Origin of the sequence: Streptomyces sp. (assembly GCF_031181555.1) — a bacterium.
Classification (GTDB): domain Bacteria; phylum Actinomycetota; class Actinomycetes; order Streptomycetales; family Streptomycetaceae; genus Streptomyces; species Streptomyces fimbriatus.
The window spans coordinates 1-19,406 of record NZ_JAPSKQ010000127.1 but is presented as its reverse complement, the minus strand read 5'-3'; the positions used below and the strand labels follow the sequence as shown (position 1 = coordinate 19,406).

At 72.4% G+C, this 19,406-nt stretch carries 17 protein-coding genes; 11 read left to right on the top strand and 6 right to left on the bottom strand.

Translation table 11 applies throughout. The features are described from left to right. The 8 genes from RIM90_RS22790 to RIM90_RS22755 form a co-directional block, all read left to right on the top strand. Positions 1 to 1,935, top strand: a 1,935-nt coding sequence (locus RIM90_RS22790) for an ATP-binding protein (protein WP_309062609.1), incomplete at its 5' end; no start/stop codon positions are given. 9 nt (positions 1,936 to 1,944) lie between these two features. After that, positions 1,945 to 2,358, top strand: coding sequence for a roadblock/LC7 domain-containing protein (locus tag RIM90_RS22785; protein WP_184827623.1), 414 nt, complete (start codon positions 1,945 to 1,947; stop codon positions 2,356 to 2,358). Positions 2,359 to 2,469: 111 nt separating this feature from the next. Next, positions 2,470 to 2,865, top strand: a complete 396-nt coding sequence (locus RIM90_RS22780) for a DUF742 domain-containing protein (RefSeq protein ID WP_309062608.1) — start codon at positions 2,470 to 2,472, stop codon at positions 2,863 to 2,865. Next, positions 2,846 to 3,436 carry an ATP/GTP-binding protein gene (locus RIM90_RS22775; protein ID WP_159535967.1) on the top strand — a complete coding sequence of 197 codons (591 nt, stop codon included), beginning with the start codon at positions 2,846 to 2,848 and terminating at the stop codon, positions 3,434 to 3,436. Before RIM90_RS22780 ends, RIM90_RS22775 begins: the two co-directional genes overlap by 20 nt. A gap of 380 nt (positions 3,437 to 3,816) precedes the next feature. Then, positions 3,817 to 7,086 (top strand): nitrate- and nitrite sensing domain-containing protein, encoded by a 3,270-nt coding sequence (locus RIM90_RS22770; RefSeq protein ID WP_309062607.1) that lies wholly within the window; start codon positions 3,817 to 3,819, stop codon positions 7,084 to 7,086. 10 nt (positions 7,087 to 7,096) lie between these two features. After that, positions 7,097 to 7,510 (top strand): roadblock/LC7 domain-containing protein, encoded by a 414-nt coding sequence (locus RIM90_RS22765; RefSeq protein ID WP_004983065.1) that lies wholly within the window; start codon positions 7,097 to 7,099, stop codon positions 7,508 to 7,510. 94 nt (positions 7,511 to 7,604) lie between these two features. After that, entirely contained in the window at positions 7,605 to 8,177 is a 573-nt protein-coding gene (locus RIM90_RS22760) for a DUF742 domain-containing protein (RefSeq protein ID WP_309062606.1), read from the top strand. After that, on the top strand, positions 8,158 to 8,739 hold the full coding sequence (locus RIM90_RS22755; RefSeq protein ID WP_003997631.1) for an ATP/GTP-binding protein: 582 nt from the start codon (positions 8,158 to 8,160) through the stop codon (positions 8,737 to 8,739). Before RIM90_RS22760 ends, RIM90_RS22755 begins: the two co-directional genes overlap by 20 nt. Before the next feature lie 193 nt (positions 8,740 to 8,932). Here RIM90_RS22755 and RIM90_RS22750 read toward each other — a convergent pair whose 3' ends face one another. The 3 genes from RIM90_RS22750 to RIM90_RS22740 all read right to left on the bottom strand — a co-directional run bounded on the left by RIM90_RS22750 (position 8,933) and on the right by RIM90_RS22740 (position 11,998). Further along, positions 8,933 to 9,127, bottom strand: a complete 195-nt coding sequence (locus RIM90_RS22750) for an acyl-CoA carboxylase subunit epsilon (RefSeq protein WP_309062605.1) — start codon at positions 9,125 to 9,127, stop codon at positions 8,933 to 8,935. Between the two features lie 57 nt (positions 9,128 to 9,184). Continuing rightward, the gene (locus tag RIM90_RS22745) at positions 9,185 to 10,768 is read right to left on the bottom strand and encodes an acyl-CoA carboxylase subunit beta (RefSeq protein WP_309062604.1); all 1,584 of its coding nucleotides are present in this window, start codon (positions 10,766 to 10,768) and stop codon (positions 9,185 to 9,187) included. A 366-nt stretch (positions 10,769 to 11,134) separates the two neighbouring features. Then, on the bottom strand, positions 11,135 to 11,998 hold the full coding sequence (locus tag RIM90_RS22740; protein WP_309062610.1) for an SDR family NAD(P)-dependent oxidoreductase: 864 nt from the start codon (positions 11,996 to 11,998) through the stop codon (positions 11,135 to 11,137). 311 nt (positions 11,999 to 12,309) lie between these two features. Here RIM90_RS22740 and hpnR point away from each other — a divergent pair, with 311 nt between their 5' ends. Beyond that, the gene (hpnR, locus tag RIM90_RS22735) at positions 12,310 to 13,809 is read left to right on the top strand and encodes a hopanoid C-3 methylase HpnR (RefSeq protein WP_309062603.1); all 1,500 of its coding nucleotides are present in this window, start codon (positions 12,310 to 12,312) and stop codon (positions 13,807 to 13,809) included. A 24-nt stretch (positions 13,810 to 13,833) separates the two neighbouring features. Further along, entirely contained in the window at positions 13,834 to 14,724 is an 891-nt protein-coding gene (locus RIM90_RS22730; RefSeq protein ID WP_309062602.1) for a DMT family transporter, read from the top strand. Between the two features lie 24 nt (positions 14,725 to 14,748). Here the strand turns inward: RIM90_RS22730 and RIM90_RS22725 are convergent, their stop codons facing one another. Continuing rightward, on the bottom strand, positions 14,749 to 16,065 hold the full coding sequence (locus tag RIM90_RS22725; RefSeq protein ID WP_309062601.1) for a glycosyltransferase: 1,317 nt from the start codon (positions 16,063 to 16,065) through the stop codon (positions 14,749 to 14,751). Between the two features lie 145 nt (positions 16,066 to 16,210). Between RIM90_RS22725 and RIM90_RS22720 the strand changes: the two genes are divergently transcribed. Continuing rightward, entirely contained in the window at positions 16,211 to 16,822 is a 612-nt protein-coding gene (locus tag RIM90_RS22720) for a YceI family protein (RefSeq protein ID WP_309062600.1), read from the top strand. A 135-nt stretch (positions 16,823 to 16,957) separates the two neighbouring features. Here the strand turns inward: RIM90_RS22720 and RIM90_RS22715 are convergent, their stop codons facing one another. After that, positions 16,958 to 18,313: a hypothetical protein gene (locus RIM90_RS22715; protein ID WP_309062599.1), complete on the bottom strand. Its 1,356-nt coding sequence runs from the start codon at positions 18,311 to 18,313 to the stop codon at positions 16,958 to 16,960. A 95-nt stretch (positions 18,314 to 18,408) separates the two neighbouring features. Then, a partial coding sequence (locus RIM90_RS22710; RefSeq protein ID WP_309062598.1) for an alpha-isopropylmalate synthase regulatory domain-containing protein occupies positions 18,409 to 19,406 on the bottom strand: 998 nt, incomplete at its 5' end.

The following is a 19,406-nucleotide window of genomic DNA, read 5'->3' as shown; positions in this document are numbered from 1 at the left end:
GTGGCCGGCCGGGTCGTCAACGACCTCGTGCACCTGCTCGCCGAGCTGCTGGAGAACGCGACCTCGTTCTCCTCCCCGCAGACCAAGGTCAAGGTCACCGGTCACGCGCTGCCCGACGGCCGCGTGCTGATCGAGATCCACGACACCGGTATCGGTCTGTCGCCGGAGGACCTGGCGGCGATCAACGAGCGGCTCGCCTCGCCGCCCACCGTGGACGTCTCCGTCTCCCGCCGCATGGGTCTGTTCGTGGTCGGCCGTCTGTCGCAGCGCCACGGCATCCGCATCCAGCTCCGTCCGTCGGACTCCGGTGGTACGACCGCGCTGGTCATGCTGCCCGTCGACGTCGCCCAGGGCGGCAAGAAGCCCCAGGGCAAGCCGGGCCAGCCGGGGACGGGCGGCGGTGGCCCCGCCGCCGCGCAGGCGGCCGCCGGTGCCGCGGCCGCACGGCGCGCCGCCGGTGGCGGTCAGTCCGGTGGCGGTCCCCTCGGTGCCGGTGCGCCCGGCGGTGGCCGGCTCGGCGCCGGTCAGGGTCCGCGGGCCGCGCTGCCCGGACGGGACGGCGCCGGCCGACCCGGTGGGGCACGGGGCCCGCAGGGCCAGCCGGGCAACTCCGCCCCGTCGCTGTTCGACCAGGGTGCCCCCTCCGCGCCGCCGCAGGGCCGTCCGGCTCCCGCCGGTGCCGGCTTCGACGGCGGGACGCCGGGCGCCCCGCAGGGGCTGCAGGCCGCGGGTCCGGGCGGAACGCAGGACCGGGACGCCTTCAACGGCGGCCGGGGCCCGGTGCCCCCGCAGCGCGGCAACGGCGACGCCGAGCGCGGCCGCCGTCCGCAGCTCCCGCCGCGCGGTGGTGCGCGCGCCGAGCTGCCCGGCGGTGACCAGCAGCAGCCGCGCGTGCCCAGCTGGAGCGACGAGAACGCCCAGCCGCCGGTGCCGCGCGCCTCGCTGGACACCCCGCGCGGCCACGAGGAGCCGGACGTCTCCCGGACGTCCGCCATGCCCCGGTTCGACGACCGGCAGGGGCCCGGCGCGACGGCGGAGATCCCCCGGTTCGACGACCGTCAGAACGCCGGCTCGCCCCGTCACGGCGCCCCCGGTGCCGACACCGCGCAGAACACGGGCCAGTACGCCCAGCCCGGTGCGAACGGCGCCCAGAACACGGGTCAGTTCGCCCATGGCGACGTCTTCGGTGCCCCGCAGGGCCTGCCGGGCGGCCGGCAGGATCCGTCCGCGACGGGTCAGTTCGCGGCCCCGCAGGGCTACGACAACGGCTCCACCGGCCAGTACCCGGTGCCGGGTCAGGACAACGGCACCACGGGCCGGCACTCCCTCCCGCAGCGTCCGGACTTCGCGGACCCGGCCGCCACCGGCCGGTCCGAGCGTCCGCAGAACAACGGCACGCACGGAGCCGGCCTCGGCGCCCCGCGCCCGCCCGCCCCGCAGCAGCAGCCGGTCCGCCATGAACCGGAGGCTCTGCCTCCGGCGTCCGGTCCCGGCGACGGGCGTACGCCGCTGTACGACACCCTGGAGACCAACTGGTTCCGTGGTGGCGGCGGGCAGGAACAGGGCAACGACTCCGCTCCGACACCGCAGCAGCACCCCCAGCAGCCGCAGGGGCCCACCGGCCCGCAGCGGTCCGCTTCCCCCACCTGGCGCAGCTCGCCCAACGACGAGCTGGTCCGGCAGGCCGAACGCGTCCGGCAGCCGGCCGCGGGCGGCGTCACCACCTCCGGCCTGCCGCGCCGGGTGCCCAGGGCGAACCTCGTCCCGGGCACGGCTCAGCAGCAATCGCACCAGAGCGGTCCCCAGGTCTCGCGCGCCCCCGATGACGTGCGCGGCCGGCTGACCAATCTCCGTCGGGGTATCGCACAGGGTCGTCAGGCCGGGTCCGCACAGACCGGCAGCTTCCCGCGGCCCACTCACCAGCAGGAGCGTTAGTTGAGCCCGATGAGCCAGGCGGCACAGAACCTCAACTGGTTGATCACCAACTTCGTGGACAACACCCCCGGGGTGTCCCACACCGTCGTCGTGTCCGCCGACGGTCTCCTTCTGGCGCTCTCCGAGGGCTTTCCGCGCGACCGCGCGGACCAGCTCGCGGCCGTGGCGTCGGGACTGACCTCCCTGACGGCCGGCGCCTCCCGGATCTTCGAGGGCGGCGACGTCGCCCAGACGGTCGTCGAGATGGAGCGGGGATTCCTCTTCCTCATGTCCGTCTCGGACGGCTCGTCCCTCGCCGTTCTGGCGCACCCCGAGTGCGACATCGGCCTCATCGGCTACGAGATGGCGCTCCTGGTCGACCGCGCGGGGGCGGTCCTCACCCCGGACCTGCGCGCCGAACTGCAAGGAAGTCTGCTTCACTGATCGGCCCCGGCACCACCCGCCTCACCAAATCACCGTCCGGCCGCCACATTCCCCCCACCGGCCCCGTCTGACGGCTTGACTGACCAACTTGCTGTCCCGCCCGGAGGATTCATGACCCCGCCCACCGCCTCTCATGATCCGTACGCGGAGCCGTACGAGGACGAGGGCGACCAGCCGCTGGTCCGTCCCTACGCGATGACCGGCGGCCGGACCAGGCCGCGCTATCAGCTGGCCATCGAGGCTCTGATCAGCACGACGGCCGACCCGGCAGTGCTCATGGGGCTCCTCCCGGAGCACCAGCGCATCTGCCATCTGTGCCGTGAGGTGAAGTCGGTCGCCGAGGTCTCGGCGCTGCTCAACATGCCGCTGGGCGTGGCCCGGATCCTGGTGGCGGACCTCGCGGAGGCGGGTCTCGTCGCCATCCATCAGCCGGGCGGCGACGAGACGACCGGCGCCCCGGATGTGACACTGCTCGAAAGGGTGCTCAGTGGACTTCGCAAGCTCTAGCGGCGGGACGGTCTCCGACAGCCGTTCCACCACGTCCGCGAAGATCGTGGTGGCGGGCGGCTTCGGCGTGGGCAAGACCACGTTCGTCGGCGCCGTCTCGGAGATCAACCCGCTGCGCACCGAGGCCGTGATGACCTCCGCCAGCGCGGGCATCGACGACCTCACCCATACCGGGGACAAGACGACCACGACGGTCGCCATGGACTTCGGCCGCATCACGCTCGACCAGGACCTGATCCTGTACCTGTTCGGCACGCCCGGTCAGGACCGCTTCTGGTTCATGTGGGACGACCTGGTGCGCGGCGCCATCGGCGCGGTCGTCCTGGTGGACACCCGCCGGCTCGCCGACTGCTTCCCCGCCGTCGACTACTTCGAGAACAGCGGACTGCCGTTCGTCGTCGCCCTCAACGGGTTCGACGGACAGCAGCCGTACCAGCCGGAAGAGGTGCGCGAGGCGCTGCAGATCGGTCCCGACACCCCGATCATCACCACCGACGCCCGCCACCGCGCGGACGCGAAGAGTGCGCTGATCACGCTCGTGGAGCACGCCCTCATGGCGCGCCTCAGGTAGGTCCAAATCAGGAGCCCCACACGGCAGTTGTCGTAGACGGCGTCCCGGAGCCGGCTGTGTCCTTCGACACGGCCGGCCTCGGTGTTCATAACGTTTCGGCAGAGGAATCGAGTGAGGCCCGACACGCGACGCGGTCGGCCGGTACCACTGTGCGCACGAACCTCCGGCCTTTTGGCGCGGCTCGCTCTGTATGACCGTTTTATCTGGGGCTTACATCACTCGGATTCCCCGCTCTCCACTGTTTGGAAGAGCGCAGGTCGGCATGCTGGAATGCCTGAACTGCCCAATAGTCAAAGACGTACTCAGTAGTCGATGGCATGCCGGGCTCTGAGACACTGCGGCACAACGTTGGTGCCGACCGCCGAGAGGTTGTTGGTCGAGTGAGGCGAAGCAAGAACAGTCCCGAGCCGTCGGCCCGGGGCAACTTCACCCCGCCGCCGCGCACAGCGGCGCCCGCCCCCGTGCCCGGTGCCGAGCCGGCGACCGCGCCCGCCTCGAGCAACGGCCGCTTCACCCCGCGCAACTGGCGGGTGACGACCAGGCTGAACGCGATCCTGCTCCTCCCCGTGCTGGTCGGTCTGGTCATGGGCGGCTTCCAGGTGAAGAGCTCGATCGACACCTGGCAGGAGGCCGAGGACGCGGAGAACACCGCGCGTCTGGTGCAGGCCTCCCTCACCTACGCCAACGCCCTCTACAACGAGCGGGACATCACGGCGGCGCCGCTGCTGCAGGGCAAGGGCGAGCAGGACTCCACCGTCACCGAGGCCCGCGCGGCGACCGACAAGGCCGCCGACGCCTTCGACGAGGCGGCGCGGAACATGCCGGACAAGCCGGGTCTGAAGCGCCGGCTGGACGGGTTCCACAAGGTCGAGCCGAAGCTCGCGGAGCTGCGCGCGGGCGCGTACACCAAGCTCAAGGGCGTGCAGACCGAAGAGGGCTACGTCCAGGTCTCCCACCCCCTGATGGAGTTCGCCAACGAGCTCGGTCTCGGTACCGGCAACATCACCAGCTACGGGCGCACGGTCTACGCGATCTCGCTGACCAAGGCGGCGCTGTCGCTGGAGCGTTCCATCGGCATGCACATGCTGGTGAAGCCCGGTCCGACCGAGAGCCAGCTCGCCAGCCAGCGCGTCGCCCTCTCCTCCTACGCCTACCTCGAGCGCATCGCCATCGAGGAGTACCTCGGCGGTGGCACCGAGGCCGACGAGGCCAAGCTGGAGAAGGTCACGCAGGAGGTCGAGGCCGACGGCAAGGCCATGGCCCAGGAGGCCAAGCAGAGGGACCCGGACTACGTCCCGCCGCCCGCCAAGCCGGAAACGATGATCGCGGAGCTGGGCAAGCTCGGCACCACGGACCCGTCCGGCCGCGCCGACCTCGCCACACAGGGCATCACCCCCGAGAACTGGTGGGCGGTGAACACGCTCAAGTTCGACGGTTACCGGCAGATCGAGTCGGACCTGGCCGACACCGCGGTGAGCGAGGCCTCCCAGATCGCCGACGACGCCCAGCGCGACGCCTACATCACCGGTGCGGCCGTCGTGATCGCCCTGCTCGCCGCGTTCATCCTGGCCGGCATGGTGGCCCGCCAGATGAGCCGCTCCATGCGCCAGCTGCGCAACGCCGCCTTCGGCATCGCCGAACAGCGGCTGCCGATGCTGGTCGACCAGCTCTCGCGCACCGACCCCGGTCGCGTCGACACCCGCGTCGCGCCGATCCCGATCACCTCCACGGACGAGATCGGCGAGGTCGCCCGCGCCTTCGACCAGGTCCACCGCGAGGCCGTCCGGCTCGCCGCCGAGCAGGCGCTGCTGCGGGGCAACATCAACGCGATCTTCACCAACCTCTCGCGCCGCAACCAGTCGCTGATCGAGGGCCAGCTGACCCTGATCACCGACCTGGAGAACAACGAGGCCGACCCGGACCAGCTGGAGAACCTCTTCAAGCTGGACCACCTGGCCACCCGTATGCGCCGCAACGGCGAGAACCTCCTCGTCCTCGCCGGCGAGGAGCCCGGCCGCCGCTGGGACCAGCCGGTGCCGCTGGTCGACGTCTTGCGCGCCGCCTCCTCCGAGGTGGAGCAGTACGAGCGCATCGAACTGTCCGGCGTCCCCGACGCCGAGATCCACGGCCGGGCCGTGACCGACCTCGTGCACCTCCTCGCCGAGCTGCTGGAGAACGCCACGACGTTCTCCTCCCCGCAGACCAAGGTCCGCGTCACCGCGACCCGTCTCCCCGACGGCCGCGTGATGATCGAGATCCACGACAAGGGCATCGGCCTGACCGCCGAGGACTTCGCCGACATCAACCACAAGCTGGCCAACCCGCCGACCGTGGACGCCGCGATCTCGCAGCGCATGGGCCTGTTCGTGGTCGGCCGGCTGTCCGACCGGCACGGCATCCGCGTCCAGCTGCGTCCCTCGGGCGAGCAGGCCGGCACGACCTCGCTGGTCATGCTGCCGGACGCGATCACCCACGGTGGCGGCGGCGAACAGCAGGCGGAGCGCGACGAGTTCACGGTCTCGCAGATCATCCCGGAGCAGAACTTCCAGGGTGAGAACTTCAACCAGCCCCTGCGCACCGCGGCGGAACTCGGCTTCGACGACAGCCGCTACGCGGAGGTCCCGGACGACGTACGCGAGCTGGACCCGGTCGGCCGTTCCCTGATGCGCGAGGAGCGCCGGGCGGCCCTGGAGGCCCAGGCGCAGCCCCAGCAGTCCGAGTTGACCGCCCCGAACGGCCAGGAGGTCCCCGAGGCGTCCGCGTACCCCGACGAGTTCGCCGCCCCGCAGGGCTACGACGACGGCCGGGGTTACCACGAGGGCCGGGGCTTCGACGGCGGCCACGGCGGCCACCAGGAGCAGCAGACCGCCGGGTACGACCAGCAGGCGTACGACACCGGGCAGCAGACGGCGTACGGCGAGAACTACTACGCGCCGAACGGCCACCTGCCGCAGAACGACACCTTCTCGTCCAACGGCGGCTACCCGGACCCCTCCTACGCGGAGCCGGTCCGGGAGGACCGTCCGGCGACGGACACCTCCGTCCCCGAGTCCTTCCCGTCCTTCGCCGAGCGGCGCCGGGAGGACGACTGGCCGCAGCAGGACGGCTACCACAACGGCTACCCTGCCCAGTACCCTGCGGGTGCCCAGGAACCGGAATCCGCGCAGGCCGCTGACGCAGGTGAGCGGGACAGCGTAGGCTTCGACCGTCCGGGACCGGCCCCCTCCGACGTCCACGACCTGACCGACGCCGGGCTTCCCCGCCGCGGATCCACCGCGAGCGGCGCGAACGGCACGGGCGGCGCACGGAGCGTGAACCAGGAGCCGCCGGCCTCCACTCCGGAGGGCAACGGCGACAGCAGCTGGCGCTCGGCGAACGACGAGCGCTGGCAGCAGGCCTCGCAGCTCCGGAAGCCCAAGGCGGGCGGAGTCACCTCCTCCGGCCTGCCGCGGCGGGTGCCCAAGGCCAACCTGGTCCAGGGTTCCGCCGAAACCACTCCCCAGGGAGGCCCACAGGTCTCCCGCGCCCCGGAGGACGTCCGGGGCAGGCTGAGCAACCTGCGGCGCGGTGTCCAACGGGGCCGCACCGCAGGCAGTGAAACGAACGGCCAGGGCTTCGGTCCTGACAGCACCTACAACCAGGAGCGTTAGTGTGAGCCCGATGAGCCAGGCGGCACAGAACCTGAACTGGTTGATCACCAACTTCGTGGACAACACCCCGGGGGTGTCCCACACGGTGGTGGTCTCCGCCGACGGACTCCTTCTGGCGATGTCCGAAGGCTTCCCCCGCGACCGCGCCGACCAGCTCGCGGCCGTCGCCTCCGGTCTGACGTCTCTGACGGCAGGCGCCTCCCGGATCTTCGAGGGCGGCAGCGTGAACCAGACGGTTGTGGAGATGGAGCGGGGATTCCTCTTCATCATGTCCATTTCCGACGGTTCGTCGCTCGCGGTCCTCGCGCATCCGGAGGCGGACATCGGCCTCATTGGGTACGAGATGGCCCTTCTGGTCGACCGGGCCGGTACGGTCCTGACGCCGGACCTCAGGGCGGAGCTCCAGGGGAGCCTTCTCAACTAACAGACGGACGGTGCGCTTCGGCGTCCCGTGGCCGTAAGGTTTCGGGACGCGGCTCCACAGTCATGGGTGCCCGGCACAGTCGGAGGAGGAGAAAGTGGCAACACCCCCAGGCGGTTCGTCTTCGGGCAACTGGTCGTACGGCCCTGCCCAGGGCCAGAACGACCCCGCCCAGAGCGGATACGGCTACCCCTCCGCACCGAACCACCAGCAGCCGTACGTGCCGCAGGGCCCCGGCCCTTCGCCGTACGGCCAACCGCACACGCCGCGCGTCCAGCCCGTGCAGCCGCAGCGCCGCACCCCCGAGCCGGCGCCCGCCGGGGCGTCGAACAACCCACTGGTGCGTCCGTACGCGATGACGGGCGGCCGCACCAGGCCGCGGTACCAGCTCGCCATCGAGGCACTGGTGCACACCACCGCGCAGCCGCATCAGATGCAGGGCCAGCTGCCCGAGCATCAGCGGATCTGCAACCTCTGCCGGGAAATCAAGTCGGTGGCCGAGATCTCGGCCCTGCTGACCATTCCTCTCGGCGTGGCCAGGATCCTCGTCGCCGACTTGGCGGAGGCGGGACTGGTCGCCATCCATCAGCCCGGCGGCGACGAGAACGCCGGCGGCCAGCCAGACGTGACACTGCTCGAAAGGGTGCTCAGTGGACTTCGCAAGCTCTAGCGGCGGTCCTTCCCGCTCCACCACCTCCGCGAAGATCGTGGTGGCGGGCGGCTTCGGCGTGGGCAAGACCACGTTCGTCGGCGCCGTCTCGGAGATCAACCCGCTGCGCACGGAGGCCGTCATGACGTCTGCTTCGGCGGGCATCGACGACCTCACCCACACCGGGGACAAGACGACCACGACGGTCGCCATGGACTTCGGCCGCATCACGCTCGACCAGGACCTGATCCTGTACCTGTTCGGCACGCCCGGTCAGGACCGCTTCTGGTTCATGTGGGACGACCTGGTGCGCGGCGCCATCGGCGCGGTCGTCCTGGTGGACACCCGCCGGCTCGCCGACTGCTTCCCCGCCGTCGACTACTTCGAGAACAGCGGGCTCCCGTTCGTCATCGCGCTGAACGGCTTCGACGGCAACCAGCCGTACTCGCCGGACGAGGTGCGCGAGGCGCTGCAGATCGGACCCGACACCCCGATCATCACCACCGACGCCCGCCACCGCGCGGACGCGAAGTCGACGCTGATCACGCTCGTGGAGCACGCCCTCATGGCGCGCCTGCGGTAGTCGCCACACCGGGTTGCGCAAAGCCCCCTGCGGCCGCTGGGCTGCCGGGGGCTGTTGCGTGCCGGGCGTATGCCGGGCGCGGGGTGTTCGTGGCCGGTCGCGCCCGCGCGGCGCCGGCCGCATGTCGTCACGACCCCGTGCCCCTCGACGCGAAGAGGCCCCTCCTGAACGGAGGGGCCTCTTCGCGTCGAGGTCAGTGCCAGCTGTGCGGGGCGCGGAAGCCGGGTTCGCGTTCCAGGCGGCGCCAGCCGGCCCTCGCGCGGCCCCGGTGGGCCTGGGCCGCGGCGGGCGGCTGGGCGGCCGCGCGGGCGAGCAGGATCGCCGTGAGGGCGGCGACCTCCTCGGGCTCGGCGTGGCCCTTCTCGACACGGATGTCAGGTGTGCTCATGGGTGTCAGTCTCCCTGGGAGAGAGGTCCGCGGGGTTGCCGCGAGGGGTCCGCCGGGTTACTGGGGCGGGTTGCCGTGCTTGCGGGAGGGCAGGTCGGCGTGCTTGGTCTGGAGCATCGCCAGGGACCTGATGAGCACCTCACGGGTCTCGGCGGGGTCGATCACGTCGTCGACCAGGCCGCGCTCGGCCGCGTAGTAGGGGTGCATCAGCTCGGACTTGTACTCCTTGACCATCTTCTGACGCATGGCCTCGGGGTCCTCGGCCTCGGCGATCTGCCGGCGGAAGATGACGTTGGCCGCGCCCTCCGCGCCCATGACGGCGATCTCGTTCGTCGGCCAGGCGTAGGTCAGGTCGGCACCGATGGACTGGGAGTCCATCACGATGTAGGCGCCGCCGTAGGCCTTGCGCAGGATCAGCGAGATCCGCGGCACGGTCGCGTTGCAGTAGGCGTACAGCAGCTTCGCGCCGTGCCGGATGATGCCGCCGTGCTCCTGGTCCACACCCGGCAGGAAGCCGGGCACGTCCAGGAAGGTGACGATCGGGATGTTGAAGGCGTCGCACATCTGCACGAAGCGGGCGGCCTTCTCGGACGCCTCGATGTCCAGCACGCCCGCCAGCACCTGCGGCTGGTTGGCGACGATGCCCACGACCTGGCCGTCCATCCGCGCCAGCGCGCAGATGATGTTGCGCGCCCAGCGCTCGTGGACCTCCAGGTACTCGCCGTCGTCGACGATCTCCTCGATGACCTTCGCCATGTCGTACGGGCGGTTGCCGTCGGCCGGGACCAGGTCCAGCAGCACCTCGCTCCGCCGGTCGACGGGGTCGCCGGCCACCGCCCGGGGCGGGTTCTCCCGGTTGTTCTGCGGGAGCAGGGAGAGCAGGTAGCGCACCTCCTGGAGGCACGTCTCCTCGTCGTCGTAGGCGAAGTGGCACACCCCGGAGGTCTCGGCGTGCACGTCCGCGCCGCCCAGGCCGTTCTGGGTGATCTCCTCGCCGGTGACCGCCTTGACCACGTCCGGGCCGGTGATGAACATCTGCGAGGTGTCGCGCACCATGAACACGAAGTCGGTCAGCGCGGGGCTGTAGGCCGCACCGCCCGCGCACGGGCCCAGCATCACCGAGATCTGCGGGATGACCCCGGAGGCCCGGGTGTTGCGCTGGAAGATCCCGCCGTACCCGGCGAGCGCCGAGACGCCCTCCTGGATCCGGGCACCGGCCCCGTCGTTCAGCGACACCAGCGGCGCGCCGGCCGCGATGGCCATGTCCATGATCTTGTGGATCTTCGTGGCGTGGGCCTCGCCCAGCGCACCGCCGAAGATGCGGAAGTCGTGGGCGTAGACGAAGACCGTACGGCCCTCCACCGTGCCCCAGCCGGTGATCACACCGTCCGTGTACGGCTTCTTCTCCTCCAGACCGAAACCGGTGGCCCGGTGCCGGCGCAGCTGCTCGACCTCACGGAAGGAACCCGCGTCCAGCAGCAGCTCGATCCGCTCCCGCGCGGTCAGCTTGCCCTTGGCGTGCTGCGCCGCCGTCGCCTTCTCACTCGGCCCGGCCAGCGCCCGCGCACGGATCTCGTGCAGTTCGGCCACGCGTCCGCGCGCGTCGGTCGGCTCACCCGGCGCCTCATCCAAAACGGTCATGTAGTGACCTTACGAAGCCCACCGGGGAATGCGAGCCGTCGACTCCTCACAGTCTCCGGGGTGTTTTCCTGGTACCCCTGAACAGAACCACGGCCGCGTGCAGGCATTCCGACTGCTCAGAGGGCATATGGCTTGTAGGGGTCACACAAAGCCGTCCGCTGAGAGCCACCTCACATCCGCGGGTGGCGCATGCCTCCTCCCGGGTGACGCGCAGCCGCAGCCGGTGGCCGGGATCTCCGCGGAATCACCGGCCCGCGGCGCCCCGCGCACGGGGGTGCTCCGAGATGATCTCCAGCGGTTCGCCCGTTCGGGTCGGTTCGCTCACGCAGAGGGTAGCGGTACGGCCCGGCGAGCGACGGCGCTCCCTCATCCGAACCGGTTCAGGAGCCGGCGGTAGAGGCCGGGGGTGAGGCCGCGCACGCGGCCCGGGAGGGTGAGCCAGGTGGGGACGTAGGCGTCGTCGCGGCCCCGGGAGACCGCGTCCCAGACCACGCCCGCGACGCTGCCGGGCGAGGCGAGGCGGGGGCGGGACCGGTCGTACGGCCGGCCGCGGCGGGCGAAGAAGCGCGTCTCCACGGGGCCGGGCACGACGAGCGTCACCCCCACGCCCGTGCCGAGCAGTTCCTGCCGGAGCGCCTCGGCGAACGCGGCGAGCCCGGCCTTGGCCGCGGAGTACACCGCTTCCTCCCGCACGCCCACACAGCCGGCCACCGAGCCGATGAGGACCACCCGGCCCCTGCCGGCCGCCACCATGGAGGGCAGGACCTCCCGTACGAGGTGCAGCGTCGCGTTGAGGTCCAGGAACAGCACCCGGTCGATGTCGGTGTGCGGCATGGTCCGGAACGGACCCGCCCAGCCGATGCCCGCCCCGGCGACCAGCACGTCGATCCGGCCGGTCTGGCGCAGCGCGGCCTCCGCCAGCAGCCGCGCCCCCTCCGGGGCGGCGAGGTCGGCGGGCAGGAGGACCGCCGAGGTGCCGGCCGCCGTCTCCTCCAGCCGGCGCCGGTCCCGCCCGCTGAGCAGCAGGTGCCAGCCCCCGGCGGCGAAGCGCCGCGCCGTGGCCGCGCCGATGCCCGAGGACGCGCCGGTGACGAGGGCGACGGGCCGGTCCGCGGGGGACGGCGGCCCGTGTCCGCGCGCCGCGGCCGGGGCGGGTGCAGGGGCGGGGTGGGCGCCGCGTGCGGGGCCCGCGGGGGGGTCGTAGGTGGAGCCGGAGCCGGTGTGGGTCACGAGTTCGGTCTCCCTGCGCTGTCGGTCCGCTCTGGTCTCGTGGTCGCTGCGGGTCCTCGTCATCCAGGACACCCCCACTCCGGTGCACCGCGCCAGTGCTGGAGCCGCTCGCCCGGGCCCGGATCCCCCCGGTCCGACGCGCGTCGTGCACGGCTTCCCGCGCTCCGCGCGCCGTACGGCAGGACCACTCCTGCGTGCCACCCGGTCCCGCCATGCGGGTGTACGAGAGGTACGCGGCACGGGTTTGCCGGGATACGAAGGGGACACCCTTTCGTCTCCGGTTCCGTCCGGCTCCCCGTGGCGAGGTCACCATGCGTCTGCTGCTCGTCCACCCCAGCGCCCTGATGTACTCCGAGATCTTCCTCCGGCTCGAACCGCTGGGCCTGGAACGGGTCGCGGGCGCCGCCCGTGCGGCCGGTCACGAGGTGCGGGTCGTCGACCTCCAGGTGCTCGGCCTCGGGCGGCTGCGCGACGAGGTGCGGTCCTTCCGCCCGGAGGCGCTCGGCATCTCGCTGAACTACCTGGCGAACATCCCCGAGGCGATCGGGCTGGCGGCGCGGGTGAAGCGGGAGGTGCCGGGCTGTTTCGTCTTCCTCGGCGGGCACAGCGTCTCCTTCGTCGCCGAGGAGGTGCTCGAACAGGCGAAGGGCGTGGTGGACGCCGTGGTGCGCGGCGAGGGGGAACCGGCGGTCGCGCCCCTGCTGGAGGCGGTGCGCGACGGCGGGGTGGAGGGGGTGCCGGGCATCGTCACGGCCGCCGGACGCGGGCCCGCGCCGCTGATGCTGCACGGCATCGACACCCCGCTCCCGGCCCGGGACCTGATGCGGGGCCGGCGCCGCTACTTCATCGGCGAGCTCGACCCGTGCGCCTCCATCGAGTTCACCCGAGGCTGTCCCTGGGACTGCTCGTTCTGCTCGGCGTGGACGTTCTACGGCCGCAGCTACCGCAAGGCCTCGCCCGAGGCGGCGGCACAGGAGCTGGCGGGCATCCGCGAGCCGAACGTGTTCATCGTGGACGACGTGGCGTTCATCCGGCCGGAGCACGGGAACGCCATCGCCGCGGAGGTGGAGCGGCGCGGCATCCGCAAGCGGTACTACCTGGAGACGCGTGCGGACGTCCTGCTGCGCCACCCGGAGGTGTTCGAGCGGTGGGCGCGGCTGGGGCTGCGCTACATGTTCCTCGGCATGGAGGCGATCGACGCCGAGGGCCTGGACCTGTACCGCAAACGGGTCAGTCCCGACGAGAACCTGCAGGCGCTGGAGACGGCCCGCCGGCTCGGCATCAAGGTCGCCGTCAACCTGATCGTGGACCCGGCCTGGGACGAGGAACGCTTCCGCGTGGTGCGGGAGTTCGCGCTGGCCGTGCCGGAGATCGTGCACTTCACCGTGATGACGCCGTACCCGGGCACCGAGATCTGGCACACCGAGTCGCGCCGGCTCACCACCCGCGACTACCGCCTCTTCGACATCCAGCACGCGGTGGTGCCCACCACGCTGCCGCTGGAGCGCTTCTACGAGGAGCTGGTGCGCACCCAGGCGGTCATCAACCGCAAGCACCTGGGGCTGCGCACGGCGTTCGGCGCGGCGCGCGTGCTCACCCGCAACCTGCTGCACGGGCAGACCAACTTCGCCCGCATGCTGTGGAAGTTCAACCAGGTCTACAACCCGCGCCGGCAACTCGCCGACCACGCCCGGCCGGTGCGCTATGAGCTGCCGCTCCCCCAGCACCTCGACGTCGGCGACCGGCGCATGCTGTACGTCCACACCCGGGACGCGCCCCAGGGCGCGACGCCCCGGCGGGCACCGGACTAGCCCGCCCGCAGGGGCCGTCGTCCCATGGTGACCGCCGTCCTCGCCTCACTGGCCGCCGGTGTCTGCTTCGCGGTCGCCGGCGTCATGCAGCAGTGGGCGGCGGCGGCACGGCCGGACGCGGAGGCGCTCACGGCGCGGCTGCTGGGGCGTCTGGCGCGGGATCCGCTGTGGCTGTGCGGGATCGGGCTGGCCGTGGTGGCGTACGGGTTCCAGTCGCTGGCGCTGGCGTTCGGGCCGCTGAGCCTGGTGCAGCCGCTGATCGTCGCGGAACTGGTCTTCGCGGTCCCGCTGTCGGCCCGGCTGCACCGGCTGCGGCTGGGGCGGAGGGAGTGGCTGGGCACGTGTGCGGTGGCCGCGGGGCTGGCCCTGGCCCTGCTCTCCGCGCGCCCGCACGGCGGCGACCCGCGGGCGGCCGGCCCGTTCTCCTGGCTGCTGGTCGTCGGCGTGACCGCGGCCGTGGTCGGCGCCGTCCTCACGGCCGCGCGCGTGCTGACCGGTCCCTGGCGGGCCTCGGCCACGGCGCTCGCCGCCGGGGCGGTCATGGGCACCCAGTCCGTCCTGCTGGCCGCGACCGTGGACCGCCTCCGGCACGGGCTGCTCGCGGCCCTGGCCGCCTGGCAGACGTACGCGCTCGTCGTGGCCAGCGTGGGCGGCCTGCTGCTCATCCAGAGCGCCTTCCAGCAGGGCCCGCTGGCCGCGAGCATGACCGTCCTCGACGCGACGGAACCGGTGGTCGCGGTGACCGTGGGCACGGTCGTGTTCGGCGAGGCGATCCACACGGGCTGGCCGGTCTCGGCGGCGACGGTGGCGGGGCTGGCCCTGGTGGGGGCGGGGATCGTGAGCCTGGACACGTCCCCGGTGATCATGGCGCTGCACGGGCGGCGCGGGAGGGACGGGCGGGACCGTGCGGCATGAGCGGCCCGGGCGGCGGGAGGGTGATCAGCCCGACCGCCCCCGGCCGTGCCCGGGTCGCGCGGGGCCGGGGACCCGCTCCCGCCCGGCCCCCGGGGAACGGCGGGTCCAGACCGGGAGCAGGTCCTCCGCCAGCACGCGGTCCCAGGAGCGGTGGGTGTTCCTGGCCGTGGCCGCGGCTCGTCGCCGCACCGCCTCCCGCAGGGCGGGCCGGTCGATCAGCGCGCCCAGGGCGTCCGCCCAGTCCCGGGGGTCGTCGTGGCGGACGACGATGCCGTCCCCGCCGGGGGCGGTCAGCCAGCGGGTGGTGTGCGCGCCCTCGGGCAGGACGACCGCCAGGCCGCACGCCATCGCCTCGGCGACGACGTTGCCGATGGTCTCCGTGCGGGACGGGAAGGCGAAGATGTCGCAGCCCGCGTACACCCGTGCCAGCCGGTCCTGCGGGAGCGGACCGAGCAGGGTGACGTCCGGGCCGAGCGAGCGGCGCACCGCTTCCGCCTCGGCGCCCGAGCCCGCGACGACCAGGTGCGCGGCCGTGCCCCGGGCGCGCAGCAGCCGCACGCTCTCGGCCAGCAGCGGTGCCCCCTTCGTGGCGTCCAGCCGCCCGGCGAACAGCACCAGCGGACGGTCGGCCGGCAGGCCGTACTCGCGCGCCAGCCGGGCGCGGGCGGTGCGGTCGGGCCGGAAGAGGTCGTGGTCGATGCCGCGGCGCAGCAGGGCGATCCGGTGCGGGCCGAGGACGCGGGCGAGTTCCGCGCACCCTTCCGGGGTGGGGGCCAGCACGTGTTCGCAGCTGTCCAGCAGCCGGTCCCGCCGCCGGCGCAGCAGGGTCTCCGCCTCGTCCGCGAGGAGGCCGTCCACCCGCGGATGGGAGCCGGGCAGCCACCGGTCCGCCAGGTAGCGGGCGTAGACGGAGGCCAGCAGCGGTACGTCGGTGTGCACGGAGCCGACGAGCCGGGGCCGCGGGGCGCCCCGCCGGGCCGCACGGCGGCCGAGCCGCACGGCGGTGGCGGCGAAGGCGAAGCTGTGGGTCAGGTGCCAGACGTCGTGCCGGGGCAGCAGGGCCGCGAGCCGCGGGTGGTACGGCGCGAGGTCGCAGACGTCCTCCGCACCGTCGGCCGACCGCATCGCCGCCGTGCTGAGCACCGGCCGGAGCATGACGAACCGGACGTGCGGGGCGAGGGGCTCGACCCGCTCCCGGTCACCGAGGAAGTAGACGGTCAGGTCCAGTCCGGTGCCGTCGGGCAGGCGGGCGGCGCTCCGCGCGAAGTGCTCCCAGCACTTCACATGGCCACCGGACGTATCGCGCCGCAGGAGCTCCACGAGGACGGCGATGGAGGACACGATCAGGCCAGTACCACCCTTTCGAGCGGACCAATCGCGACACCGTCGCCAAAGATGTTGAACATTGAAGGGAATGGGTCTACGGTGGATCCCGTTGAGTTAGTTGAAAGTTAAACGTGATCTCCCCACTCCCAGGAGGAACACCATGGGCATCTTCAACCGCAAGAACGACGAGACCGCAACCGCCGTGGCCACCGCCGGCGCGGTGAACCCGGACCTGGCCGCCCTCACCGGCGACTACACGATCGACCCCGCGCACACCACGATCGGCTTCGTCGCCCGGCACGCCATGGTCACCAACGTCAAGGGCAGCTTCCAGGACTTCTCCGGCACGCTGCACCTCGACGGCGCCGACCCGTCCGGCTCGACGGCCACCGTCGACGTGGTGATGGACAGCATCGACACGGGCAACGCCGACCGTGACGGCCACCTCAAGAGCGCGGACTTCTTCAAGACGGACGAGTTCCCGACGATGACGTTCCGCTCCACCAAGGCCGAGGCCCTCGGCGGCGACGACTACCGCATCACCGGCGACCTGACCATCCTGGGCACCACCCGGCCGGTCACCATCGACCTCGAGTTCAACGGCGCCGCGAAGGACCCCTTCGGCAACGAGCGCGTCGGCTTCGAGGGCAAGGCCGAGATCCTGCGCTCCGACTGGGGCCTGACCTGGAACGCGGCCCTGGAGACGGGCGGTTTCCTGGTCTCCGACAAGATCAAGCTGACCTTCGACATCTCGGCGATCAAGCAGGCGTGAGCTCCGCCGCCCCCTCGGGGCACGGAGGTCCACCGCCACGGCGGCCCGGGCCCGGACACGGCGACCGGGCCGGCCGATCGTCCGGTGGTCCGCGGCGCACCGGGCGTTCGCCCGTCCTCCCCGCTCTCTGAGTTCTCAGAACCCGCCGCCGAAATCGCCGCCCCCGCCGCCCCCGCCGCCTCCGAAGCCGCCGCCGCCGAAATCACCGCCGAAGTCGCCGCCGTCGAAGTCCGCGCCGGAGACGTCGCCGCCCTCGTAGCCGCCGAAGTCGCCGTAGCCGGCACCGTAGTCGGCACCGTAGGCGGGACCGGCCATCATGCCGCCGAGCATCGTGCCGACGAGGAGGCCGGGCAGCAGACCGCCGCCGAAGTAGCCGCCGGCCCAGGGGCCGTAGGCGGGGCCGGCGTCCCAGTAGGGGCGGCGGCCGTAGTCGGTGTCGACCTCGCGGACCATCGGCTCCTGGCCGTCGGCGAGGCGGGCCCGGTCGGCCGCGCAGACCGGGACCTCGCGCGCGGCACCGCTCGGGGGCGTCCATGTGGCGTCGGCGACCGAGGGGCCGTGGCGCGGATCGAAGAAGCAGGGCGGGCGGCGCTCCGGCAGCGGGCGCCCCTCGCGGCGCGCGGCGAGCCGGGCGAGGGCGAAGCGCCCGTCCTCCACGGCCTGGGTGACGCCCCGGACGTCCTCCGGTTTGCGGGCCTCGGCCATCAGCCGCTTGGACTGCTCGTAGGCGTCGAGCGCGTGCGTGTAGTCCGTGCGCATCGCGTCGTCCGCGCCGGGCTCGGCGGGGTGGAAGTCGAGGCGGTCGAGTTCCTCGCCGAAGGCGGTGATGTCCTCGTCGACCACGACCCGCAGCTTCTCCAGCGCGGCCCGCTGCTCCTCCTCGTGGCGGCGCCGGTTGCGGCGGGACAGGGCGTACACGCCCGCGCCGCCGGCGGCCAGCAGGGCACCGGCGGTGATCAGCCCGCTGACGGGGACGTCGCCGCCGCCCCCGCCGCTCCAGGAGTTCGGCGCCGATCCGCCGATGTTGCGCAGCGCGTCGTCCACGAAGTCGTTCAGCTGGGCCTTGGCGTCGCCCGCGCCCTGCGCGGCCGTGACCAGGTTCTGCACGCCCTGGCGGCTCAGCACGCCGCTGTCGGCGCGCGCGTCGAACTCGTCGCCGAGCCGGATGCCGTACAGGCCGGTGACGCCGGTCTCCGTGCGCAGGTTCCGGAAGAGGTCGTCGGTCGGGTAGTCCGCCGGGAGGACCGCCACGAAGACCGGTTTGTCCGCGTCCTCGATCTTGTCGGCGAGGGCCTCGGCGTCGGACTCCGCCAGGATGTCGGTGGCCTCGGGATCGACGTAGACGGGACTCTCGCGCAGCGCCTGGGCGACGGTCGAGAGGTCCGTGGCCGCGTGCGCCCCGGGCGCACCGGCCATCAGCACCGCCAGTGCGGCGGCGATCGGCACGATCAGCAGGCGTACGAGGAGCGTACGCGTCGGCGCGGCCTTCATATGTTCGAAGCTACCCGAATTCAGCCCGAAACGGACATCGGGCCCGGCAGGGTTTTCCGATGCCCCCCCGCCGGGCCCGTCGGCCTCGGCGTCCCCTACGCGGCCGGTTCCACCCCGGCGCGCAGCAGGCCGTAGGTGTATGCGTCCTCCAGCGCCTGCCAGGACGCGGCGATGACGTTGTCCGCGACGCCCACCGTGGACCACTCCCCCGCCCCGTCGGACGTGGAGATCAGGACCCGGGTGGTGGACTGGGTGCCGTGCTTGCCCTCCAGGATGCGGACCTTGTAGTCGACCAGCTCCAGCTTGGCGAGCTGGGGGTAGATCTTCTCCAGGGCGACGCGCAGGGCGCGGTCCAGGGCGTTGACCGGGCCGTTGCCCTCCGCGGTGGCGACGATGCGCTCGCTCTTGGCCCACAGCTTCACCGTGGCCTCGTTGGCGTGGGTGCCGTCGGGGCGGTCCTCGACGATCGCGCGCCAGGACTCGACCTCGAAGTACTTCAGCGGCCCGCCCTCGGCCTCCGCGCGCAGCAGCAGTTCGAAGGAGGCGTCGGCGGCCTCGTAGGTGTAGCCCTTGAGCTCGCGCTCCTTGACCCGCTCCACGACCCGGCCGACCAGCTCGCGGTCGCCGCCGAGGTCGATGCCGAGCTCCTTGCCCTTGAGCTCGATGGAGGCGCGGCCGGCCATGTCGGAGACCAGCATCCGCATGGTGTTGCCGACCTGCTCGGGGTCGATGTGCTGGTACAGGTCCGGGTCGACCTTGATCGCCGAGGCGTGCAGGCCCGCCTTGTGCGCGAACGCGGAGACGCCGACGTAGGGCTGGTGGGTGGAGGGGGTGAGGTTGACGACCTCGGCGATGGCGTGCGAGATGCGGGTCGTCTCGCGCAGCCGTCCCTCGGGCAGGACCTTCTTGCCGTACTTCAGCTCCAGCGCGGCCACGACCGGGAACAGGTTGGCGTTGCCGACGCGCTCGCCGTAGCCGTTGGCCGTGCACTGGACGTGGGTGGCGCCCGCGTCGACGGCGGCGAGGGTGTTGGCGACCGCGCAGCCGGTGTCGTCCTGGGCGTGGATGCCGAGCCGGGCGCCGGTGTCGGCGA

What these genes read in the sequence shown, in the direction of transcription:
- RIM90_RS22785 (WP_184827623.1), top strand. Translation starts at nt 1,945, where the DNA reads ATGAGCCAGGCGGCACAGAACCTCAACTGGTTGATCACCAACTTCGTG.
- RIM90_RS22780 (WP_309062608.1), top strand. Translation starts at nt 2,470, where the DNA reads ATGACCCCGCCCACCGCCTCTCATGATCCGTACGCGGAGCCGTACGAG.
- RIM90_RS22765 (WP_004983065.1), top strand. Translation starts at nt 7,097, where the DNA reads ATGAGCCAGGCGGCACAGAACCTGAACTGGTTGATCACCAACTTCGTG.
- RIM90_RS22750 (WP_309062605.1), bottom strand. Translation starts at nt 9,127, where the DNA reads ATGAGCACACCTGACATCCGTGTCGAGAAGGGCCACGCCGAGCCCGAG.
- RIM90_RS22745 (WP_309062604.1), bottom strand. Translation starts at nt 10,768, where the DNA reads ATGACCGTTTTGGATGAGGCGCCGGGTGAGCCGACCGACGCGCGCGGA.
- hpnR (WP_309062603.1), top strand. Translation starts at nt 12,310, where the DNA reads ATGCGTCTGCTGCTCGTCCACCCCAGCGCCCTGATGTACTCCGAGATC.
- RIM90_RS22730 (WP_309062602.1), top strand. Translation starts at nt 13,834, where the DNA reads ATGGTGACCGCCGTCCTCGCCTCACTGGCCGCCGGTGTCTGCTTCGCG.
- RIM90_RS22720 (WP_309062600.1), top strand. Translation starts at nt 16,211, where the DNA reads ATGGGCATCTTCAACCGCAAGAACGACGAGACCGCAACCGCCGTGGCC.
- RIM90_RS22715 (WP_309062599.1), bottom strand. Translation starts at nt 18,313, where the DNA reads ATGAAGGCCGCGCCGACGCGTACGCTCCTCGTACGCCTGCTGATCGTG.